21 protein-coding genes and 1 tRNA gene are annotated in these 16,945 nt (G+C 74.0%); 13 read left to right on the forward strand and 9 right to left on the reverse strand.

Annotation, left to right across the window (positions count from 1 at the left end):
• Window positions 1–49: 49 nt before the first annotated feature.
• The 7 genes from galU (at window position 50) to AF335_RS23665 (ending at window position 5,480) form a co-directional block, all read left to right on the forward strand.
• The gene (galU, locus tag AF335_RS23635; protein WP_102920427.1) at window positions 50–952 is read left to right on the forward strand and encodes a UTP--glucose-1-phosphate uridylyltransferase GalU; all 903 of its coding nucleotides are present in this window, start codon (window positions 50–52) and stop codon (window positions 950–952) included.
• 4 nt (window positions 953–956) lie between these two features.
• Window positions 957–2,300: a molybdotransferase-like divisome protein Glp gene (gene glp / locus AF335_RS23640; RefSeq protein ID WP_221505393.1), complete on the forward strand. Its 1,344-nt coding sequence runs from the start codon at window positions 957–959 to the stop codon at window positions 2,298–2,300.
• Between the two features lie 47 nt (window positions 2,301–2,347).
• Window positions 2,348–2,854: a cyclic pyranopterin monophosphate synthase MoaC gene (gene moaC / locus AF335_RS23645; protein ID WP_102920428.1), complete on the forward strand. Its 507-nt coding sequence runs from the start codon at window positions 2,348–2,350 to the stop codon at window positions 2,852–2,854.
• Window positions 2,851–3,396 carry a MogA/MoaB family molybdenum cofactor biosynthesis protein gene (locus tag AF335_RS23650; protein WP_102920429.1) on the forward strand — a complete coding sequence of 182 codons (546 nt, stop codon included), beginning with the start codon at window positions 2,851–2,853 and terminating at the stop codon, window positions 3,394–3,396. Before moaC ends, AF335_RS23650 begins: the two co-directional genes overlap by 4 nt.
• Before the next feature lie 35 nt (window positions 3,397–3,431).
• Window positions 3,432–4,028, forward strand: coding sequence for a GNAT family N-acetyltransferase (locus AF335_RS23655; protein WP_376697818.1), 597 nt, complete (start codon window positions 3,432–3,434; stop codon window positions 4,026–4,028).
• A 202-nt stretch (window positions 4,029–4,230) separates the two neighbouring features.
• Entirely contained in the window at window positions 4,231–5,316 is a 1,086-nt protein-coding gene (gene sepX, locus AF335_RS23660) for a divisome protein SepX/GlpR (protein WP_102920431.1), read from the forward strand.
• 90 nt (window positions 5,317–5,406) lie between these two features.
• Window positions 5,407–5,480: transfer RNA gene (locus AF335_RS23665), tRNA-Ala, on the forward strand.
• Window positions 5,481–5,679: 199 nt separating this feature from the next.
• On the opposite strand, the gene AF335_RS23670 is transcribed toward AF335_RS23665, so the two are convergent.
• Window positions 5,680–7,944 (reverse strand): alpha-N-acetylglucosaminidase, encoded by a 2,265-nt coding sequence (locus AF335_RS23670; protein WP_102920432.1) that lies wholly within the window; start codon window positions 7,942–7,944, stop codon window positions 5,680–5,682.
• 235 nt (window positions 7,945–8,179) lie between these two features.
• On the opposite strand from AF335_RS23670, the gene AF335_RS23675 reads away from it, so the two are divergent.
• The 3 genes from AF335_RS23675 (at window position 8,180) to AF335_RS23685 (ending at window position 10,569) form a co-directional block, all read left to right on the forward strand.
• Window positions 8,180–8,635: a hypothetical protein gene (locus AF335_RS23675; protein ID WP_102920433.1), complete on the forward strand. Its 456-nt coding sequence runs from the start codon at window positions 8,180–8,182 to the stop codon at window positions 8,633–8,635.
• Between the two features lie 20 nt (window positions 8,636–8,655).
• Complete coding sequence (locus AF335_RS23680) at window positions 8,656–9,948, forward strand: sensor histidine kinase (protein ID WP_102920434.1); 1,293 nt, start codon at window positions 8,656–8,658, stop codon at window positions 9,946–9,948.
• Between the two features lie 126 nt (window positions 9,949–10,074).
• Window positions 10,075–10,569 (forward strand): DUF1269 domain-containing protein, encoded by a 495-nt coding sequence (locus AF335_RS23685; protein WP_170127791.1) that lies wholly within the window; start codon window positions 10,075–10,077, stop codon window positions 10,567–10,569.
• Between the two features lie 13 nt (window positions 10,570–10,582).
• On the opposite strand, the gene AF335_RS23690 is transcribed toward AF335_RS23685, so the two are convergent.
• Window positions 10,583–11,065 carry a GNAT family N-acetyltransferase gene (locus AF335_RS23690; RefSeq protein ID WP_102920436.1) on the reverse strand — a complete coding sequence of 161 codons (483 nt, stop codon included), beginning with the start codon at window positions 11,063–11,065 and terminating at the stop codon, window positions 10,583–10,585.
• A 67-nt stretch (window positions 11,066–11,132) separates the two neighbouring features.
• Between AF335_RS23690 and AF335_RS23695 the strand changes: the two genes are divergently transcribed.
• Window positions 11,133–11,930, forward strand: coding sequence for an exodeoxyribonuclease III (locus tag AF335_RS23695; protein ID WP_102920437.1), 798 nt, complete (start codon window positions 11,133–11,135; stop codon window positions 11,928–11,930).
• A 62-nt stretch (window positions 11,931–11,992) separates the two neighbouring features.
• Here the strand turns inward: AF335_RS23695 and AF335_RS23700 are convergent, their stop codons facing one another.
• The 4 genes from AF335_RS23700 to AF335_RS23710 all read right to left on the reverse strand — a co-directional run bounded on the left by AF335_RS23700 (window position 11,993) and on the right by AF335_RS23710 (window position 13,857).
• Entirely contained in the window at window positions 11,993–12,181 is a 189-nt protein-coding gene (locus AF335_RS23700; protein WP_102920438.1) for a hypothetical protein, read from the reverse strand.
• Window positions 12,182–12,184: 3 nt separating this feature from the next.
• A complete protein-coding gene (locus tag AF335_RS36290) occupies window positions 12,185–12,319 on the reverse strand; it encodes a hypothetical protein (protein WP_260421990.1) in 135 nt (44 codons plus the stop codon).
• Window positions 12,312–12,581 (reverse strand): hypothetical protein, encoded by a 270-nt coding sequence (locus AF335_RS23705; RefSeq protein ID WP_228773645.1) that lies wholly within the window; start codon window positions 12,579–12,581, stop codon window positions 12,312–12,314. The genes AF335_RS36290 and AF335_RS23705 overlap by 8 nt, the downstream gene beginning before the upstream one ends.
• Window positions 12,582–12,642: 61 nt before the next feature.
• Window positions 12,643–13,857, reverse strand: a complete 1,215-nt coding sequence (locus tag AF335_RS23710) for a helix-turn-helix domain-containing protein (protein WP_102920439.1) — start codon at window positions 13,855–13,857, stop codon at window positions 12,643–12,645.
• 82 nt (window positions 13,858–13,939) lie between these two features.
• Here AF335_RS23710 and AF335_RS23715 point away from each other — a divergent pair, with 82 nt between their 5' ends.
• Window positions 13,940–14,410 (forward strand): NUDIX domain-containing protein, encoded by a 471-nt coding sequence (locus AF335_RS23715; protein ID WP_102920440.1) that lies wholly within the window; start codon window positions 13,940–13,942, stop codon window positions 14,408–14,410.
• Between the two features lie 20 nt (window positions 14,411–14,430).
• Here the strand turns inward: AF335_RS23715 and AF335_RS23720 are convergent, their stop codons facing one another.
• Both AF335_RS23720 and AF335_RS23725 read right to left on the reverse strand, forming a co-directional pair.
• Entirely contained in the window at window positions 14,431–14,763 is a 333-nt protein-coding gene (locus tag AF335_RS23720; protein WP_102920441.1) for a winged helix-turn-helix domain-containing protein, read from the reverse strand.
• On the reverse strand, window positions 14,760–15,179 hold the full coding sequence (locus tag AF335_RS23725; protein ID WP_102920442.1) for a hypothetical protein: 420 nt from the start codon (window positions 15,177–15,179) through the stop codon (window positions 14,760–14,762). The genes AF335_RS23720 and AF335_RS23725 overlap by 4 nt, the downstream gene beginning before the upstream one ends.
• Before the next feature lie 229 nt (window positions 15,180–15,408).
• On the opposite strand from AF335_RS23725, the gene AF335_RS23730 reads away from it, so the two are divergent.
• Entirely contained in the window at window positions 15,409–15,771 is a 363-nt protein-coding gene (locus tag AF335_RS23730) for a hypothetical protein (protein ID WP_102920443.1), read from the forward strand.
• Window positions 15,772–15,969: 198 nt separating this feature from the next.
• Here AF335_RS23730 and AF335_RS23735 read toward each other — a convergent pair whose 3' ends face one another.
• Window positions 15,970–16,752, reverse strand: a complete 783-nt coding sequence (locus AF335_RS23735; RefSeq protein ID WP_102920518.1) for a MerR family transcriptional regulator — start codon at window positions 16,750–16,752, stop codon at window positions 15,970–15,972.
• Window positions 16,753–16,945 lie beyond the last annotated feature (193 nt).

Raw genomic sequence — 16,945 nt, forward strand, 5'->3', positions numbered from 1 at the left:
TCGGTGGAGCCTCATCTTCCGCCCATTCCCAACCGTTAGTGTTCGGCCCATGACTCAATCGCGTCCTCGGATCAGCAAGGCTGTCATCCCTGCCGCCGGTCTCGGCACCCGCTTCCTTCCGGCCACCAAGGCCACGCCCAAGGAGATGCTGCCGGTCGTCGACAAGCCGGCGATCCAGTACGTGGTGGAGGAAGCCGTCCTGGCCGGGCTGTCGGACGTCCTCATGATCACCGGCCGTAACAAGCGGCCGCTGGAGGACCACTTCGACCGCAATTACGAGCTGGAGGAGGCCCTGCGGCGCAAGGGCGACGACTCCCGGCTCGCCCGGGTGCAGGAGTCCAGCGACCTGGCGACCATGCACTACGTCCGCCAGGGCGACCCCAGGGGCCTCGGGCACGCCGTGCTGTGCGCGGCCCCCCACGTGGGCGACGAGCCGTTCGCCGTGCTCCTCGGCGACGACCTGATCGACGCCCGGGACCCGCTGCTGTCGAACATGGTCGACATCCAGCGCAAGCACGGCGGCAGCGTGATCGCCCTGATGGAGGTCGACCCCTCCCAGGTCCACCTCTACGGCTGCGCGGCGGTCAAGCCCACCGACGTCGACGGCGTGGTGGAGATCACCGGCCTGGTCGAGAAGCCCGACGCCGCCGAGGCGCCCAGCAACTACGCGGTGATCGGCCGCTATGTCCTGGACCCCGCCGTCTTCGACGTGCTGCGCGAGACCGAGCCCGGCCGCGGCGGCGAGATCCAGCTCACCGACGCCCTCCAGGCCCTCGCCGCCGAGCCCGGCCTCGGCGGGCCCGTGCACGGCGTGGTCTTCAAGGGCCGCCGCTACGACACCGGGGACCGCGGTGACTACCTCCGCGCCATTGTCAGACTGGCGTGCGAACGTGAAGATCTAGGACCGGACTTCCGCGCCTGGCTTCGCCGTTACGTCACCGAGGAGATGTAGCACCTTGAGCAAGACCGCCGACAAGGGCACTCACGCGCACACCGACGTGGCGAGGGACGACGAGCGCCTCTGGTCGGTGGAGGAACACCTCGGCGACATCCTGGACCGGATCCGCCCGCTGGAGCCGATCGAGCTCCAGATCCTGGACGCCCAGGGCTGCGTCCTGGTCGAGGACGTCACCGTGCCGCTCGCCCTGCCCCCCTTCGACAACAGCTCCATGGACGGCTACGCCGTCCGCACGGCCGACGTCGAGGGCGCGAGCGAGGAGTTCCCGGCGGTCCTGACCGTCATCGGGGACATCGCCGCGGGCAGCGGCGAGCTCCCCACCGTCGGGCCCGGCGAGGCCGCCCGCATCATGACCGGCGCGCCCCTGCCGCCCGGCGCCGAGGCCGTCGTCCCCGTGGAGTGGACCGACGGCGGCACGGGCGAGGGCCCCGCCGCCGCCATGGCCGCCCACAGCGCCGCACCCGAGGGCGCCACGGGCGAGGTCCGCGTGCACCGGCCGGTCGCCGCCCGGGGGCACGTCCGCGCCCGTGGCAGCGACGTCGCCGCCGGGGAGCTCGCCCTCGCCGTCGGCACGGTCCTCGGCCCGCCCCAGATCGGCCTCCTCGCGGCCATCGGCCGCGCCACCGTGCGGGTCCGGCCCCGGCCGCGCGTCGTCGTCATGTCGACCGGCAGCGAGCTCGTCCCGCCCGGCGAGGCCCTCGGCCCCGGCCGCATCCACGACTCCAACAGCTTCGCCCTGGCCGCCTGCGCCCGCGACGCCGGCGCCCTCGCCTACCGCGTCGGCGCCGTCGACGACGACGCCGAGACCCTCCGCTCCACCCTGGAGGACCAGCTCATCCGGGCCGACGCCGTGGTCACCAGCGGCGGCGTCAGCGTCGGCGCCTACGACGTGGTCAAGGAGACCTTCGCCGAGCTGGCCGGCGACGAGGGCAGCGTCTCCTTCCGCAAGCTGGCCATGCAGCCGGGCAAGCCCCAGGGCTTCGGCCGCATCGGCCCCGACCGGACGCCCCTGTTCGCCCTGCCCGGCAACCCCGTCAGCGCGTACGTCTCCTTCGAGCTGTTCGTCCGGCCCGCCCTCCGCGCCCTGATGGGCCTCGCCCCCTTCGACCGCCCCACCGTCCGCGCGGTCTGCGCCGACGCGATCACCTCCTCGCCCGAGGGCCGCCGGCAGTACCTGCGCGCCCGCCACGAGGACGGCGAGGTCAGGCTCGTCGGCGGGGCGGGCTCGCACCTCGTCAAGGCGCTCGCCGAGGCCAACGCCCTGATAGTCGTCCCCGAGGCGACCACGGCCGTCCCGGCCGGCACCGAGCTCGACGTCGTCCTCCTCGACCGGACTCCCTGACACGCTCCCGATACGGTGTCTGCCCACAGGACCGGATCAGGAGAACGATGAGCAGCGCCCAGGACTCCAGCCTCACCCATCTGGACAGCGCGGGGGCGGCCCGCATGGTCGACGTCTCGGCCAAGCCCGTCACCGCCCGCACCGCCCGCGCGAGCGGCCGGGTCCTCGTCTCCCCGGAGGTCGTGCGGCTGCTGCGCGGCGAGGGCGTGCCCAAGGGCGACGCCCTGGCCACCGCCCGGATCGCGGGGATCATGGGAGCCAAGCGCACCCCCGACCTCATCCCGCTCTGCCACCCCCTCGCGGTGTCCGGCGCGAAGGTCGACCTGACGGTCGCCGACGACGCCGTCGAGATCAGCGCCACCGTGAAGACCACCGACCGCACGGGCGTCGAGATGGAGGCCCTGACGGCCGTCACCGTGGCCGCGCTGACCGTCGTCGACATGGTGAAGGCCGTCGACAAGGCCGCGGTCATCACGGACGTACGGGTCGAGGAGAAGACGGGCGGCAAGTCCGGGGACTACGCGCGCGCCGCGCGGGACGGGAGCGGGGCGTGAGCACGCCGGCCGGCGCGCCCGCGGAGAACTCCCCGGGCGCCGCTCCGGGCCCGTACCGCGCGCTCGTCGTCACCGCCTCCAACCGGGCGGCCGCCGGGGTCTACGCCGACCGCGGCGGACCGCTCCTCGCGGCCGGTCTGACGGAGCTCGGCCTCGCGGTCGACGGGCCGCGCGTGGTCCCCGACGGCGACCCCGTCGAGGCGGCCCTGCGGGAGGCCGTCGCGGCGGCGTACGACCTGGTGGTCACCACGGGCGGCACCGGCATCTCGCCCACCGACCGGACCCCCGACGCCACCCGTCGCGTCCTCGACTACGACATCCCGGGCATCCCCGAGGCCCTGCGCGCCGAGGGGCTGGCGAAGGTCCCCACCGCCGCGCTCTCCCGGGGGCTCGCCGGGGTGGCCGGCCGCACCCTGATCGTGAACCTCCCGGGCTCGACGGGCGGGGTCCGCGACGGCCTGGCCGTGCTGGGCCGGCTGCTGCCGCACGCCCTGGACCAGGTCCACGGCGGTGACCACACCAGACCGGGGAGCCCGAGCTGAGCGCCGTCCGGCCCGCGGAGCTGGCCGACGGGGAGGTGCTGCTGCGCCCGATCCGGCTGCGTGACCAGCACGCCTGGCGCGAGGTCAACCGGCGCAACCGCGACTGGCTGCGCCCCTGGGAGGCCACCATTCCGCCGCCCCCGCCGGGCGGTCCGGTCGCCCAGCGGCCCACGTACCGGCAGATGGTCCGCCATCTGCGGGCCGAGGCGCACGCGGGGCGGATGCTGCCCTTCGTCATCGAGTACCAGGGGCGGCTGGCCGGGCAGCTGACGGTGGCCGGGATCACCTGGGGCTCGATGTGCTCGGCCCACGTCGGCTACTGGGTGGACGCGGCCGTCGCGGGCCGGGGCGTGATGCCGACGTCCGTCGCGCTCGCCGTCGACCACTGCTTCCGTACGCTGGGGCTGCACCGGGTGGAGGTCTGCATCCGGCCGGAGAACCTGCCCAGCCGCCGGGTGGTGGAGAAGCTCGGCTTCCGCGAGGAGGGGCTGCGGCCCCGCTATCTGCACATCGACGGGGCCTGGCGCGACCACCTCGTCTACGCGCTGACGGCGGAGGAGACGGGGGACGGGCTGCTGGCGCGCTGGCACCGGGCGCGGCCCGGCACCCACTCGGTCGACAGCGCTGAATAGGAAAAACAAACCGAGCAAGCAAACCGAGCAAGCAAACCGAACAGGGAAGCGAATAAACGTTCGAAATTGACTGTCAATTGACGGTATTCGAGTGATCTCGGCCCCAACAATCACAAAAAAAGTTCGAGATATCAGCCGGATCGTGCGACACACCGGGCCAATTGGCGGAATCCCTCGCGTGGACCCCTCTACGGTGTGAACTGTGAGCAGCAGCGGCCTCATCTACGCAGTCATCGTCGGGGCCTGGGCCGCCTACTTGGTGCCGATGTGGCTCCGTAGGCAGGACGAGCTCAATGAGGCCCGTCCGACGGAACGCTTCAGCACCGCCATCCGGCTCTTGTCCGGACGGGCGGGAATGGAGCGCCGTTACGCCAAGGACCTGGAAGGGCGCGCCTCCGACGACGCGCCGGTCTCAGCCGAGCCCGCGGAGCCGGAGGCCCGCGTGCCCGAGCCGGACACGCCGACCGCGATGGTCGACGTCCGGCCCTTCGGCACGCCCTCCCCGGGTTCCCCGGGAGCGCAGCCGGCCGGGCAGGCGTCGCCGTCCGGCGTGTCCGGAGCCGCCGGCGCGGCGGCCGCCTCGGCGGCGGCCGAGCGCGCCCGGCGCTCGAAGGTGCTCGCGCGCCGCCGCCGCACCACCGTGGTCCTCTTCCTGGCCTTCACCGTCGGCGCGGTCGTCGCGGGCGTGGGCGGGCTGGCGTTCCTGTGGGTCCCGGCCGCACCGGCCCTGCTGCTCAGCGCGTACATCATCTATCTGCGGATCCAGGAGCGGCGCCGGTTCGCCTTCACCATGGACCAGCGCCGCGCCGAACTGGCCGCCCAGCGGCTCCGTGAGGGCCGCCCCCGCCCTCACGCGGCGGCGCCGGACCCCGTGACCGCCGCCGCCCCCGTTGACACGGTCTCCCACCCCGCGCCCACCCCGCCGCCGGCCGCCGAGCCCTCGGTGACGGCGGACCGCCGGGCGCTCGTCGAGCAGACGGACCACGCGGAGTGGGTCGACCAGCAGCGCGACCGCCGCGCCGGCGGCGAGGGCTGGGAGCCCGTGCCCGTCCCGCTGCCGACGTACGTCACCGCACCGGTCGCCCCGCGCGGCGCGGAGAGCGTCGACCTCGGCGCGCCCGACACCTGGAGCTCCGCCCGCTCCAGCACCGCCGAACCGGCGGCCGCCCCCGCCCCCGCGCAGGAGCGCCGCCCGTCCCGCGCCCGCCGCCGCCCCCGCGAGCGCGGCCGCACCCCCCTCTTCGACCAGTACGCGGAGGACGGCCGCCCCCGCGCGGCCAACGAGTGACCGGGGCCGTCCGGGACCCCCGCCGCTGACCAGCGGGGGAGCGGATTTCCAAGCACCCGGATGGAGGTGCTAGAGTTTCACTCGTTGCAAGGGCCTGTGGCGCAGTCTGGTAGCGCACCTCGTTCGCATCGAGGGGGTCTGGGGTTCAAATCCCCACAGGTCCACCGCAGCGCCTCTCCCGGGTCCGACCGGGAAAGGCTGACGGAATCCCGTCCGATCATCACGATCGGGCGGGATTCCGTCGTTGTGGGGGCCGTTGGCCTTTTCGCCGGCCCGCAGGTTGGTCTGTGGCGTAAGTCACCCTCCCTTTCGTGCCGGGGATTCCCGGCACCGGGCGGGTGGTTCGCCGGGTGCGCCCGGCCCTCAGAGTTTCGCCGCGACCTCGCGGGCCACTCGGACGATGTCCCCCGACGGCTTCGCCGGGTACGCCGGGTGGTTCCGCGTCCAGCGGTCCTCCAGGGCGAACCAGTCGACGGGCTTCGGCTTGCGGTGGGCCGTCAGGGCCGCGTCCAGCTCCGTGAAGTACGTCTGCCAGCGCAGCCGGTAGAGGCCGCCGACCAGCCCGGACCACTCGCGGTTGGCGTAGTCGTGGAGCTTGCCGCCGTTCGCCGACGCGCGGCCGCCCCAGGTGGTGAGCAGGGACACCGCGTCGTACTCCAGGCGGTCGCGCTCGGCCGCCGAGGAGCCCCAGGAGCGGGCCTCGGCGATCCAGCGGCCCAGCAGGTGGCCCGTGTCCGTGGCGACGGCCTTCTCCAGGAGGTCCATCCAGATCAGCCACTGGTGCGTCAGCTCGCGGAAGCGGGCCCGGTTCCCCGCGTCGTACGCGGCCTTGACCCGGGGCAGCAGGAGCCGGGCGCGGTTGGCCACGCACTGGCGGGTGACGTCGAGGAGGTCGTAGCGGTACGCGCTGCTCCGGCGCATGCCCGGGGCCACCGCGAGCAGTTCGGGCAGGGCCCGGTCGAACTGCTCCGCGTCGTAGCGCAGGGCGCGCGGCGACCAGGCCGCCGCATGACTCACCGCCAGGTCCGGGCGGGCGCCGAACAGGCCGTCGGCGGGCTCGCTCCAGCGGTCCGCGCGGCTGGTGCCGTAGGCCGTGCGGCGCAGGACGTCCCAGGCGCGTACGGCGTGGGCGTCCGCGCCGCCGTAGCGGTAGCGCGGCCACTGCTCGAACCACTCCTGGAGCGCCACCGGCCCGTCCGTCCACGGCAGGTCGCTGAAGAGAGCCAGGGCCGCCGGGTTGTTGTCGGCGGACTCCGGCATCAGGGCGATGCCGTCCATGGCGCTGCCGTTCCGGGTGCGCCAGTCGTCGTACAGGGCGGCCCAGTCGGGGGTGTTGGCGCCCATCGCGGTGTGGCCGCCGAAGTTCCAGATCGACCCGAAGGCGTAGGGCGTGCCGCCCCAGTCGGCCTCGCGGTCGGTGACGTTCGGGTAGTGATCGGAGATGCCGTCGAGGATCAGCATGCGGCTGTTGTCGACCGCGTCGACGATCTCGCGGCGCGGGTTCTCCTGCCAGCCGAGGATGGCCCAGGTGGCCTTCGGGTGCGCGGCGCGCAGCGCCTTCTCCACGGCCTTGGCCGCCTCGCCCACGGGGACGTCGCCGGGCTTGCCGCCCTCGTGCAGCAGGTCCATCTTGTACATCGACGTGGCGCCGAACAGCTCCCGCTGCACCCGGTAGAAGGTCCCGGCCACGCGCCCGAAGTGCCGGGTGCGCGGGTCGAGCCAGTCCGGGCGGCGGAACCCGCCCCAGTTTCCCTGCGGGACGGTGCGCGCGCCGGGGTTGCGGCGGGCGAAGCCGGGCGGCACCGTGCCGAAGTAGCCGGGGAACACCGGCGTCATGCCCAGCTCGCGCAGCCGCCGCACGATCCTCTTCGCCAGGGCGACGCGGCGGTCGAGGAGCGCGCCGGAGACCGGCCCGCCGAAGGAGGACATGTTCTGCAGCAGCCACCACGGCTGATGGGCGGGGCCGGGCAGCCAGCCGCGCAGCTCCGCGTCGCCGTAGCCGTACTCCGCGAACGTCCGGCGGTAGACCGCGTCGGCGCCCGCGTAGACCAGCACCTCGTTGTAACCATGGAGGGCCAGTACATCGATTTCCCGCTCCCAGTAGTCCCACTCCCTGTACGGCCCGGTGTAGCCGTCGCTGGTGTCGTTGAGGGCGAAGCGGTGGGTGACGTTCGCGACCTTGACGAGCGGGGTACGGACGCCGGGGAGACGGTCGGGGAGGGCGGTCTGCGCACCGTTCCAGGAGAAGTGGGCGTGGGCCGTATGTCTGAGGTACCAGTGGAAGCCCGTGAGCTGCACGGCCGGCGTGGTGCCCGCCACCACGAGGGCGCCCGCCCCGCCCGTCACCCGGAAGGCGTCCGCGCCGCCCGTGCGCGGCACGGTGCGGAAGGTGACCTGGCGGTGGTGGCGGGGCAGCAGCCGGGCGAGCGCGGCAGCGGCGGCGGCAGCGGAGGGCCCGGCCGCTGCCTCGGCCGCGCCGGCCGCCGTCACGCGGTCGGCGCCGGCGGTGTCCCCTGCCGCGCCACCGGCCTCGTCGTCGGCCGCCGCTCCGGCGGCGGGCAGGCCCACGGCCCCGAGTGCGGCGGATCCGGCGAGCGCACCGAGGAGCGAGCGACGGGCGATGTGCATGAGTGACCTCCACCGTGGCACTGCGGCGACCGGACTGGACCACTGGAGCGCGGTGATCCTACGAGCTGACGACCGCCGGGGAGCAAGGGCACGGGCGGCAATCCAGCCACTCCGGTTACATTTGGCACGAATGGCCCCATCGGGCGGGTCGGAACTGCTAGGCCGGCGGGCTCATCCGGCCCGTCCGTCCCCTCACAGAAAGCCCGACCCCGTGCGATCCCCGCGAACCCTCCGCGTGTCCCTCGGCGCCGCGGCCCTCGCCGCCGCCCTGGCGGCCGCGCTGCTGTGCGGGTGCGCCGACCCCGGCGGGCTGAAGATCAGCGGCCCCGCGCAGAGCCCACCGGCGACCACCGCGGGCCCGGTCTATGTCTCGGAAGGCCCGGGGAAGCCCCCGCAGCGCCGCCCGGAGGCCCTCACGCTCTCCGACACGGTCCAGCTGACCGGCCTGCGCTGGCAGACCTGGGGCGGGCCCACCGCCGAGGGCGTCGGCAGCCTGGCGGGCACCTGGTGCGGCACGGGATGCCCGGCGAAGTCGTACAAGGCCAAGGTCACGCTCAGCGGGCTCGTACGACAGGATCGTTCCGCCTACTACAGCCGCGCGACGGTCGACGCCGACGGCCTGCCCGCCGAGCGATCCGCACCGGTCTCCGCCGGCCTGCGCGACCTCCGGCTCCACGTCCCCCAGCGTTAGCCGTCGAGGAGCCACCAGCCATGGGACTGCGTACGAAGATCGGTGTGGCCATCACCGCCACGGCCGCCCTGGTCGCGGTCATCATGGGCCTCGTCGTGCACCACCGCACCGCCACGAACCAGCTGGAGACCGCCCGCGAGTCCATCGAGACCAGGCTCGGCGCGGCCGTCGAGGACCACGCGGCGGGCGTCGACCGGCCCCGGACGCTGATCAACCCCGACCGGATACCCGGGCCCCTGCGGGCCGCGATCGACAAGGGCAAGCGCGCCACGTACCTGGAGCTCGGCGGCCCCGAGCCGATGCTCTGGGCGGGCAGCCGGCTGGGCCGCGACACCATCGTCGTCAAGCACCCCTACACCCGGCAGGCGGACAACCTCCGCGAGCTCGACGAGGTCCTGTGGTGGGCGGGCGGCCTCGGCACGGCCTTCGCGTGCGTCGTGGGGGTGGGCCTCGCGACCGTCGCGGGCCGCCGCCTGAACGCCTCCGCGCGCACCGCCGAGCGGATAGCCCAGGGCGACCTCAGCGCCCGGCTGCGGCCGCGCGGCGGCAGGGACGAGATCGCGCGGCTGACGGTCGCCGTCAACACCATGGCCGACGCGCTGGCCGCCCGGCTGACGGCCGAGCGCGAGGTGACCGCGAACATCGCGCACGAGCTGCGCACCCCGGTGGCCGGCCTGGTCGCGGCGGCGGCGCTGCTGCCGCCCGGCCGGCCCGCCGAGATGGTCCAGGAGCGGGCGCGGCGGGTGAGCGGGCTGATGGAGGACGTCCTGGAGGTCGCCCGGCTGGACGGTTCGGCGGAGCGCGCCGACACGGACGTACGGGCGCTGGGGGAGCTGACGCGGCGGGCGGTACGCGGGGTGGGGGCGCCGGAAGGGGCTGCCGGGGCCGCCGCGACGGCCGAGGCGGAGGTCCGGATCGTCGCGGACACCTTGGTCGAGACGGACGGGCGGCGCGTGGAGCGGACCCTGGCCAACCTGGTGACCAACGCGTTCCGGCACGGCCGGGCGCCGGTCGTCGTCGAGGTGGACGGCGGCGTCGTCCGGGTGCGGGACAGCGGGCCCGGCTTCCCGCCGGAGCTGCTCGCCCAGGGCCCGCAGCGGTTCCGTACGGGCTCGGGGTCGGGCCTGGGCCTGGGGCTGGGCCTGACGATCGCGTCGGGCCAGGCCCGGGTGCTGGGCGCGAGGCTGACGTTCGCGAACCCGGAGGGCGGGGGAGCGGAGGCCACGCTGGACCTCAGGGGGGCGGTGCGCGGACCGGGCGACGCCGGGTGCGGGTGCGGGGGCACCGGGACGGCGGCGGACGCGGAGGCGTGAACGCGCGGGGTGCGAACATGCGGACCGGCGGAGTAACCGCAAAAGTGGGACCGACGGTTTCGACGGCGTCCGGCGGAGAGCGGAACCCGCCGGCGCGTACGCAGCGGACGCATGGGAGCGGCCACGATGGACGAACACGTCCTGTTCATGAACGTCGACGGCCCCGGGGCGGGCCGGCACGCCCTCGACGCCCTCCGGCAGGCGCACGAGGACGGTGACATCCGGCTGCGCGAGGCCACGGTGATCAGCCGGGACGCGGAGGGCAACCTGGAGTTCCCCGACTCCGAGGACCACACCGGCACGGCGCGCGGCTTCGCGGTGGGCGGCCTGGTCGGCGGGCTCGTCGGCATCCTCGGCGGCCCGCTGGGCATCATGATCGGCTTCGGGGCGGGCGGGCTGATCGGCGGCGCCCGTGACGCGCGCGAGGCCACGGCGGCGAACGCGGCGGTGGAGATGCTGGCGGCGGAGGTGCCGCCGGGCAGCACGGTCCTGATCGCGGAGGTGGCGGAGGACCGCCCGGAGCTGGTGGACGGGGCGCTGGAGCCGTACGGGGACGCGGTGGAGCGGTATCCGGCGGAGGGGGTGCGGAAGGCGGTGGAGGCGGCGATCGAGGGCAAGTGAGGTGGGGCGCGCTCTAGACGAGGAAGCTCTTGGTGAAGCACCGGCTGCTGTCGTGGAACCGGTACATGCCGAACTTCCGCTCGGCGGGCTCGTAGCCCGAGGAGAGGTAGAGGGCGATGGCCTCGGGCTGCATGATGCCGGTCTCCAGCACCATCCGGGTGCGCCCGGCCCGGCGCGCGTCGTCCTCCAGGGCGGCGAGGATCTTCCGGGCGAGCCCGCGCCCGCGCGCGCCCCCGACCACGTACATCCGCTTCACCTCGGCGTCCCCGTCGGCGTACCCCTCCTCGCCCGCCTCCCGCGACCGCCAGCCGCCGGTGGCGACGGGGGTGCCGTCCTCGTCGTAGGCGATGAGATATAGGCCACGCGGCGGGTCGAACTGCGCCGGGTCCATGGGGGAGAGGTCGCCGTCGCCGTAGCGTTCCACGTACTCCTGCTGCACCTGGTCAGTGAGGTCCACGGCGTCCGGGTGATCGTAAGCGGCAGTCACGATGCGCATCGGAAAATCGTACGGGCGGGTGGGCGCTCGGCGGCAGGGGTGTCTCGGAAGTCGGTATCGTGCCGGAATGCTCACCGTGACCTCTGTGAATGTGAACGGGCTGCGCGCCGCCGCCAAGAAGGGCTTCGTGGAGTGGCTGGCCACGACCGAGGCCGATGTCGTCTGCCTCCAGGAGGTGCGCGCCGAGGCCCACCAGCTCCCCGACGAGGTCCGGGAACCGGCCGGCTGGCACACGGTGCACGCCCCGGCGGCGGCCAAGGGCCGCGCGGGCGTCTCGATCTACTCGCGCCGGGAGCCTGAGGCGGTACGGATCGGCTTCGGCTCGGCCGAGTTCGACGGCAGCGGCCGCTATGTGGAGATCGACCTGCCCGGCGTCACGGTCGCGAGCCTGTACCTGCCCTCGGGCGAGGTGGGCACGGAGCGCCAGGACGAGAAGGAACGCTTCATGGCGGAGTTCCTGCCGTACCTGGTCGCGCTCCGCGCGCGGGCGGCGGCGGACGGCCGTGAGGTGATCGTCTGCGGCGACTGGAACATCGCCCACACCGAGGCCGACCTCAAGAACTGGAAGGCCAACCGCAAGAGCGCCGGCTTCCTCCCCGAGGAGCGCGCCTGGCTGACCCGCGTCTTCGACGAGGCGGAGTACGTGGACGTGGTCCGCGCCCTCCACCCGGACGTGGCGGGCCCGTACTCCTGGTGGTCCTACCGCGGCCGCGCCTTCGACAACGACTCGGGCTGGCGCATCGACTACCTCGTCGCGACCCCGGGCCTCGCGGCCCGCGCGCTGAAGGCCGTGGTGGAGCGCGCGGCCTCGCACGACCTGCGCTGGAGCGACCATGCGCCGGTCACGGGGGTTTTCAGCGCGTAGCGTCGAACGGTGGACGGCCCGCCCGCACGCCCCTCGATGGGGAACGCACGGGGCGGGCCAACTCAGGCGAGGCCCACTCCGGCCTGGGCCTTGATGGTGTCCACGGCCTCACCGGTGAGCCACCGCAGCGGCACGACGGTCCACCGCTCGCCCTTACGCATGATCACGGCGTTGCCGTCCTTGGTGCGGCCGATGTGCACGAACCCGTGGTCGCGCCGTAGGTCCCTGGCCAGGTGCTCGCCGTGGATCATGCGCTACTTCCCTTCGCGCTCCTCGTCATCGGCCATGCTGCTGTGGACGTTACCGTTCCGGGAGACCCGCGTGTCGGGGTCGGTGACCCGGTCCCTGTTCGCGTCCGGGTCCCAATCGTCGTCGTCCTTCCTACCCATGTTCGCGCGCTCCTTCCAGCGTCAAGCCCCGCGCCGCGTCGATCAACGCGACCCTCGCCCGCAGCACCTCGGCCCCACTGGCGGGGCGTACGTGACCCGGGTCCGCTTCCCACTCCAGTCCACCGCCGCCGGGGCGGAGGTGGACGCGGGTCGGGGTGAGGTCCATGACCACGCCGATGCGGTCTTTCCGCATGTCCAGGGCCATCCCGCCCACCGAGAGGGGCTGTTCGTTCGTTGACGCCGACATGTCGTTCTGTGCCATGCCATGAGCGTTCCGTGGCGCGAGTGCGGCGCACAGGGACGTAACGTCCCACCTTTCCGCGTCAGTTGACCACGCCCAGGAACTCGGCCAAGCGGCGCAGGCCGGCGGGCCGGGCGGGCCTCGCCCACAGGTCGCCGACGATCGAGACGGCGAACGTGTGGTGCCGCATCCAGGCCGGGGCGACGCGGCGCAGCGCTTCGAGGGCCTTGACCGCCCCGGCGGCGTCCCCGACGTCCGCGTGGGCGCGGGCCAGGTCCAGCAGCAGCCATGTCCGCCACGAGACCGGGATGTCGCGGCTGAGACGCATTCCCCGGGCCAGCGCCAGGGCGTCCTCGGGGTGGGCGTGCTGCACCGCCAGCCGGACGCGTTCGATCCGTACGGACGACCGGCTGAAGACCGAAAGCATCCTGCCGTCCGCCACGGGGGGCAGCGTGGCCAGGCGGCCGGCGGCGCGCTCGGCGACGGTCATCATCTCGTCGGCCCTGGCGTAGTCCCCCGCGCGGGCGGCGCTGGTCGCCGCCGACATGAGCAGGCCGCCCCAGACTCGCAGCCCCTCCGCCGTGCCGGGGTGCTCCCGCTCGACGGTGTCGGCGGCATAAACGGCCACGTGCGAGGCGTCGTCCAGCCGGTTCTGCCGCTGGTAGGCCCAGGCGACCGAGTTGGCGAGCATCGGCGCGAGCAAGGGGTCCGACGACAGGGCCGCGGCGGCCATGGCACGCTCCAGGCTCGCCAGGGCGAGGTCGGACTTCCCCAGCCGGATCGCCAGATGGCCGCCGAGCTGCAGGGCTTTCCCCAGGGCCGCCTGTCCGGCCGCCCGGTCATCGGGGCCGCCGACGGCGGCGGTCAGCCGGGCGTCCTCGACGATGCCCGGCAGCACCTCCATCAGGCGCCCGAACTCGGCCGCGTGGTACAGCGTCCACCCCTCGGCGATCTCCGCCCGGAGCAGGGGGAGTGACAACGTCTCGGCGCCGGACGGGTCGGGCGGCGGGGCGAAGAGCGGTGGCATGATCGCGCGGCGTACGGCGACGAGCGCAGGCGGGTCGGCGTCCCCGGTCGAGGGCGCGCCGGGCGGATCACCCAGCAGGCCCGTCAGCTCGACCCCGAGCCCTCGGGCCAGGGCGTGCAGCGTCGGCAGCCGGGCGGAGTGCTTGCGCTTCTGCTCCAGCTTCCGCACGACGTCGACGGAGACACCGGACCGCTCCGCCAGCCCTTCCTGAGTCAGCCCGGCGAGCCGCCGCAGCCTCGCCAGCCGGTCACCCAGGTGCTCAGGTCCCATGCCTCGACGTTACGCCCAACGGGGCTGGACCGGCACGGCGTTCACCCCGGTGGCGGCGCCCGGCGGGTCCTAGGCTTGTGCCGTGTCCCGCACCGAGTACTACGACGACCCCACCGCCCCCGAGCCCAACTCCCTGGCCGTCGCCGCCTCGGCCGTCGTCACCGACGACGCGGGCCGCGTCCTGCTCCAGTGCCGCCGCGACAGCGGCCTGTGGGCCCTGCCGGGCGGTGGCATGGAGATGGGTGATTCCCTGCCCGGCGCGGCCGTGCGTGAGGTCAAGGAGGAGACCGGGCTCGACGTGGAGATCACCGGGCTCGTGGGGACGTACACCGATCCGCGGCACGTGATCGCCTATACGGACGGCGAGGTGCGCCGGCAGTTCAACGTCTGCTTCACGGCCCGGATCACCGGGGGCGCGCTCGCCGTCTCGGAGGAGTCCACCGAGGTCCGCTTTATCGCGCCGGACGAACTGGACGCACTCCCCATGCACCACACCCAGCGCCTCCGGCTGAGCCACTACCTCGACCACCGGGAGCGGCCCCACCTGGGCTGACACCCGGCGGTGTCCCTCCCTCACAACCCCGCCGAACCCCCCGCGATCTCCCGCAACGCCTCCAGATGGCGTCCGTACGCCGCCCTGCCCTCGTCCGTCAGGCTCAGCCAGGTCCGGGGGCGGCGTCCCGCCCGGCCCTTCTCCACTGCCACCAGGCCCGCTTCCTCCAGGGCCGAGACCTGTTTGGAGAGGGCCGAGTCGGTGACCTCGACCAGGTCGCGGACGAAGGCGAAATCCGCCTTGTCGACCTGGGAGAGGGCCGCCGTCACGGAGAAGCGCACCGCGGAGTTGAGCAGGGGTTCCAGTGCGTGGCGGGGGTGGGGGCGCCGGTCGTTCCCGGGGGTGGTCGTCATGGCCGGCGTCGTGTCTCCAGGAGGGCGCCCGTCGCCAGGGGCAGCGCACAGGCCAGGGCGGCGGCCGCCGCGAACGGCCGGCTGTCCGCGAACACCGTGGTGCCGAGCACGACGGCCGGGCCGAGGATGAGCGCCCAGGCGCCCACCACCAGGCCGTGCTTGAGGCCGAATCCCCGGCGGACGACGCGCTGCCGGCCGGCGTAGACGCTCAGACCCGTCACGAGGAGCGCGTTGGCCACCGCGTAGACCATCGCCGAGGTGAAGCCGTGCCACAGCAGGGCCATCGGCACCAGCGCCGGCTGGCTCGCCGCGAACACCCACAGGTAACGGGCGTACCAGCCGCTCCGGTCCCGGGCCGCCCGTTCCAGGGCCGCCGCGCGGCCCAGTGCTCCCACGGCGTCGGCGACTTCCCGCATGACTCCCCCTCCGTAGCCGGTCCCGCTTTTCACTTGCCAGAATGGCGAATACTTTCCATATTGGCAAGTAAGTGGCGTCCGCGATCCGACGGCCGCCCACCACTCCCGGCCCCAGGAGGCCCCCGTCCCTCCGAAGCGCACCTGGCCGGACTCCGTCACCCGCGCCGATCTCCCGTCATTCGCCCTGGTCAGTGCAGAGGACGACACGGAATGGGGCGTCTGCGCCGAGATGGAAGGGCTGTTCGCCGGCCCGTACCGCCGGCCCTTTCCGCTGATCGGGTGCGACCCGGCCGGGCCCCTGCGCGACGCACTGGCGGGTGGCGAGCCCCGCCTCGGCGACCTCTGGGTGGTGCCGCGGGCCGACGGGACGTGCCCCGAGGGGTCGGAGCGGCTCGACGCGTGGCCGTCGGAGGGCGTGCGGGTCGTCGGGCACCGGCCCCACCCGGGCAGCGCCTCGCTGTGGGACGTCGACATCGAGGCCGCGGACGGCTCCCCGGAACCGCCCGACGACCCGTACCTCGGGGCCGGTGCGATGCTGCACGACGGGCGCGAACCTCCGGGGAAGGGGCGGGCGGACGTCGTCCTCCGCTGACGGCCGCCCGGTCACGAAGGGCCGCCTTCGGCGCGAATAAGGCGTTTGGGCGGGTGATGTTCGGCTTCTTCTGCGGCTCCCGCACCTTCTTGCTTCAATTTCCTTGTGCGGGTGCCCTGTCGCGCGACAGGGCGAACCACTCCCCGTCGTGTGGGCCGTACTTACGGCATGGGTCCGCCCACGCGATCGCCGCCGTCCTCAGCCGGGTCGGGCAGGTCCCGGCTCCTCGGCGGCGCCGTGCGCACCGAGCCATTCATCGAGTTCGGTGCGCACGCGCCGGTCCATGGCCATCGCCACCTCCGCCTCCACCACCGTGCCCGCGAGCGGGCGCAGCTGTTCGAGGCTCTCGGTGATGCGGGCGAGTTCGGCGGGAGGCACGGCCCGGCCCGACGCGGCGCGGGCGAGGGCGCCCGCCAGGACATGGGTGCGGATGAGGGTCGTGAAGGTCTCCGCGAGGGCGTCGGCGTGGACGCGGACCTCACGGCCGGCGGCCAGCACCGCCGCCAGCGGGACGCCGTGGGCCACCAGGGCCGTCGAGGCGTCGAGCAGGCGGCGGCTGATGTGGACGAGATCGTCGCCGTCCAGCCTGAGGTAGCCGATGTCCACGGAGGCCGTGAGGTTCTCCGGGGTGACCTCGCCCGGGAAGCGGTCGGCCAGTTCGGCCGGGGTGAGCCGGACCGCGGTCTCCGCCGACCAGGGGACGGTGATGGCGGCGCCCGCCAGCCCCAGGAGCTCCCCGACGTCCCGCCCGCACTCGAACGCCGTGAGCAGCTCGGCGATGCCGCCCAGCGTGTGGCCGCGCTCCAGGAGCGCCGCGATGACGCGCAGCCGGGCCAGGTGATGCCCTCCGTACCAGGCGATGCGGCCCTCCCGGCGCGGCGGCGGGAGCAGTCTGCGCTCGCGGTAGAAGCGCACCGTGCGGACGGAGAGACCGGCCGCCTCGGCCAGCTCCGCGACCCGGTATTCGCGCGGTCCGGGCAGGGCGGCACGGCTCGCCTCGGCGGGCCCGGGGGCGCCTTCGTCACTCGCCACGCCCGCAGCCTATGCCTTTACGCCCCCGGGGGAAGCCCCCTCGAACCGCCGGTAACTTCCTTGCCCCGGGCCTCTATCGCTCCTTCGCCCACTGTCCTACGCTCCCACCGTGCCAGCAATCACTGGCACGGTCGACGCGAGT

The sequence above is a fragment of the Streptomyces eurocidicus genome, from assembly GCF_002891295.1.
Taxonomy (GTDB): domain Bacteria; phylum Actinomycetota; class Actinomycetes; order Streptomycetales; family Streptomycetaceae; genus Streptomyces; species Streptomyces eurocidicus.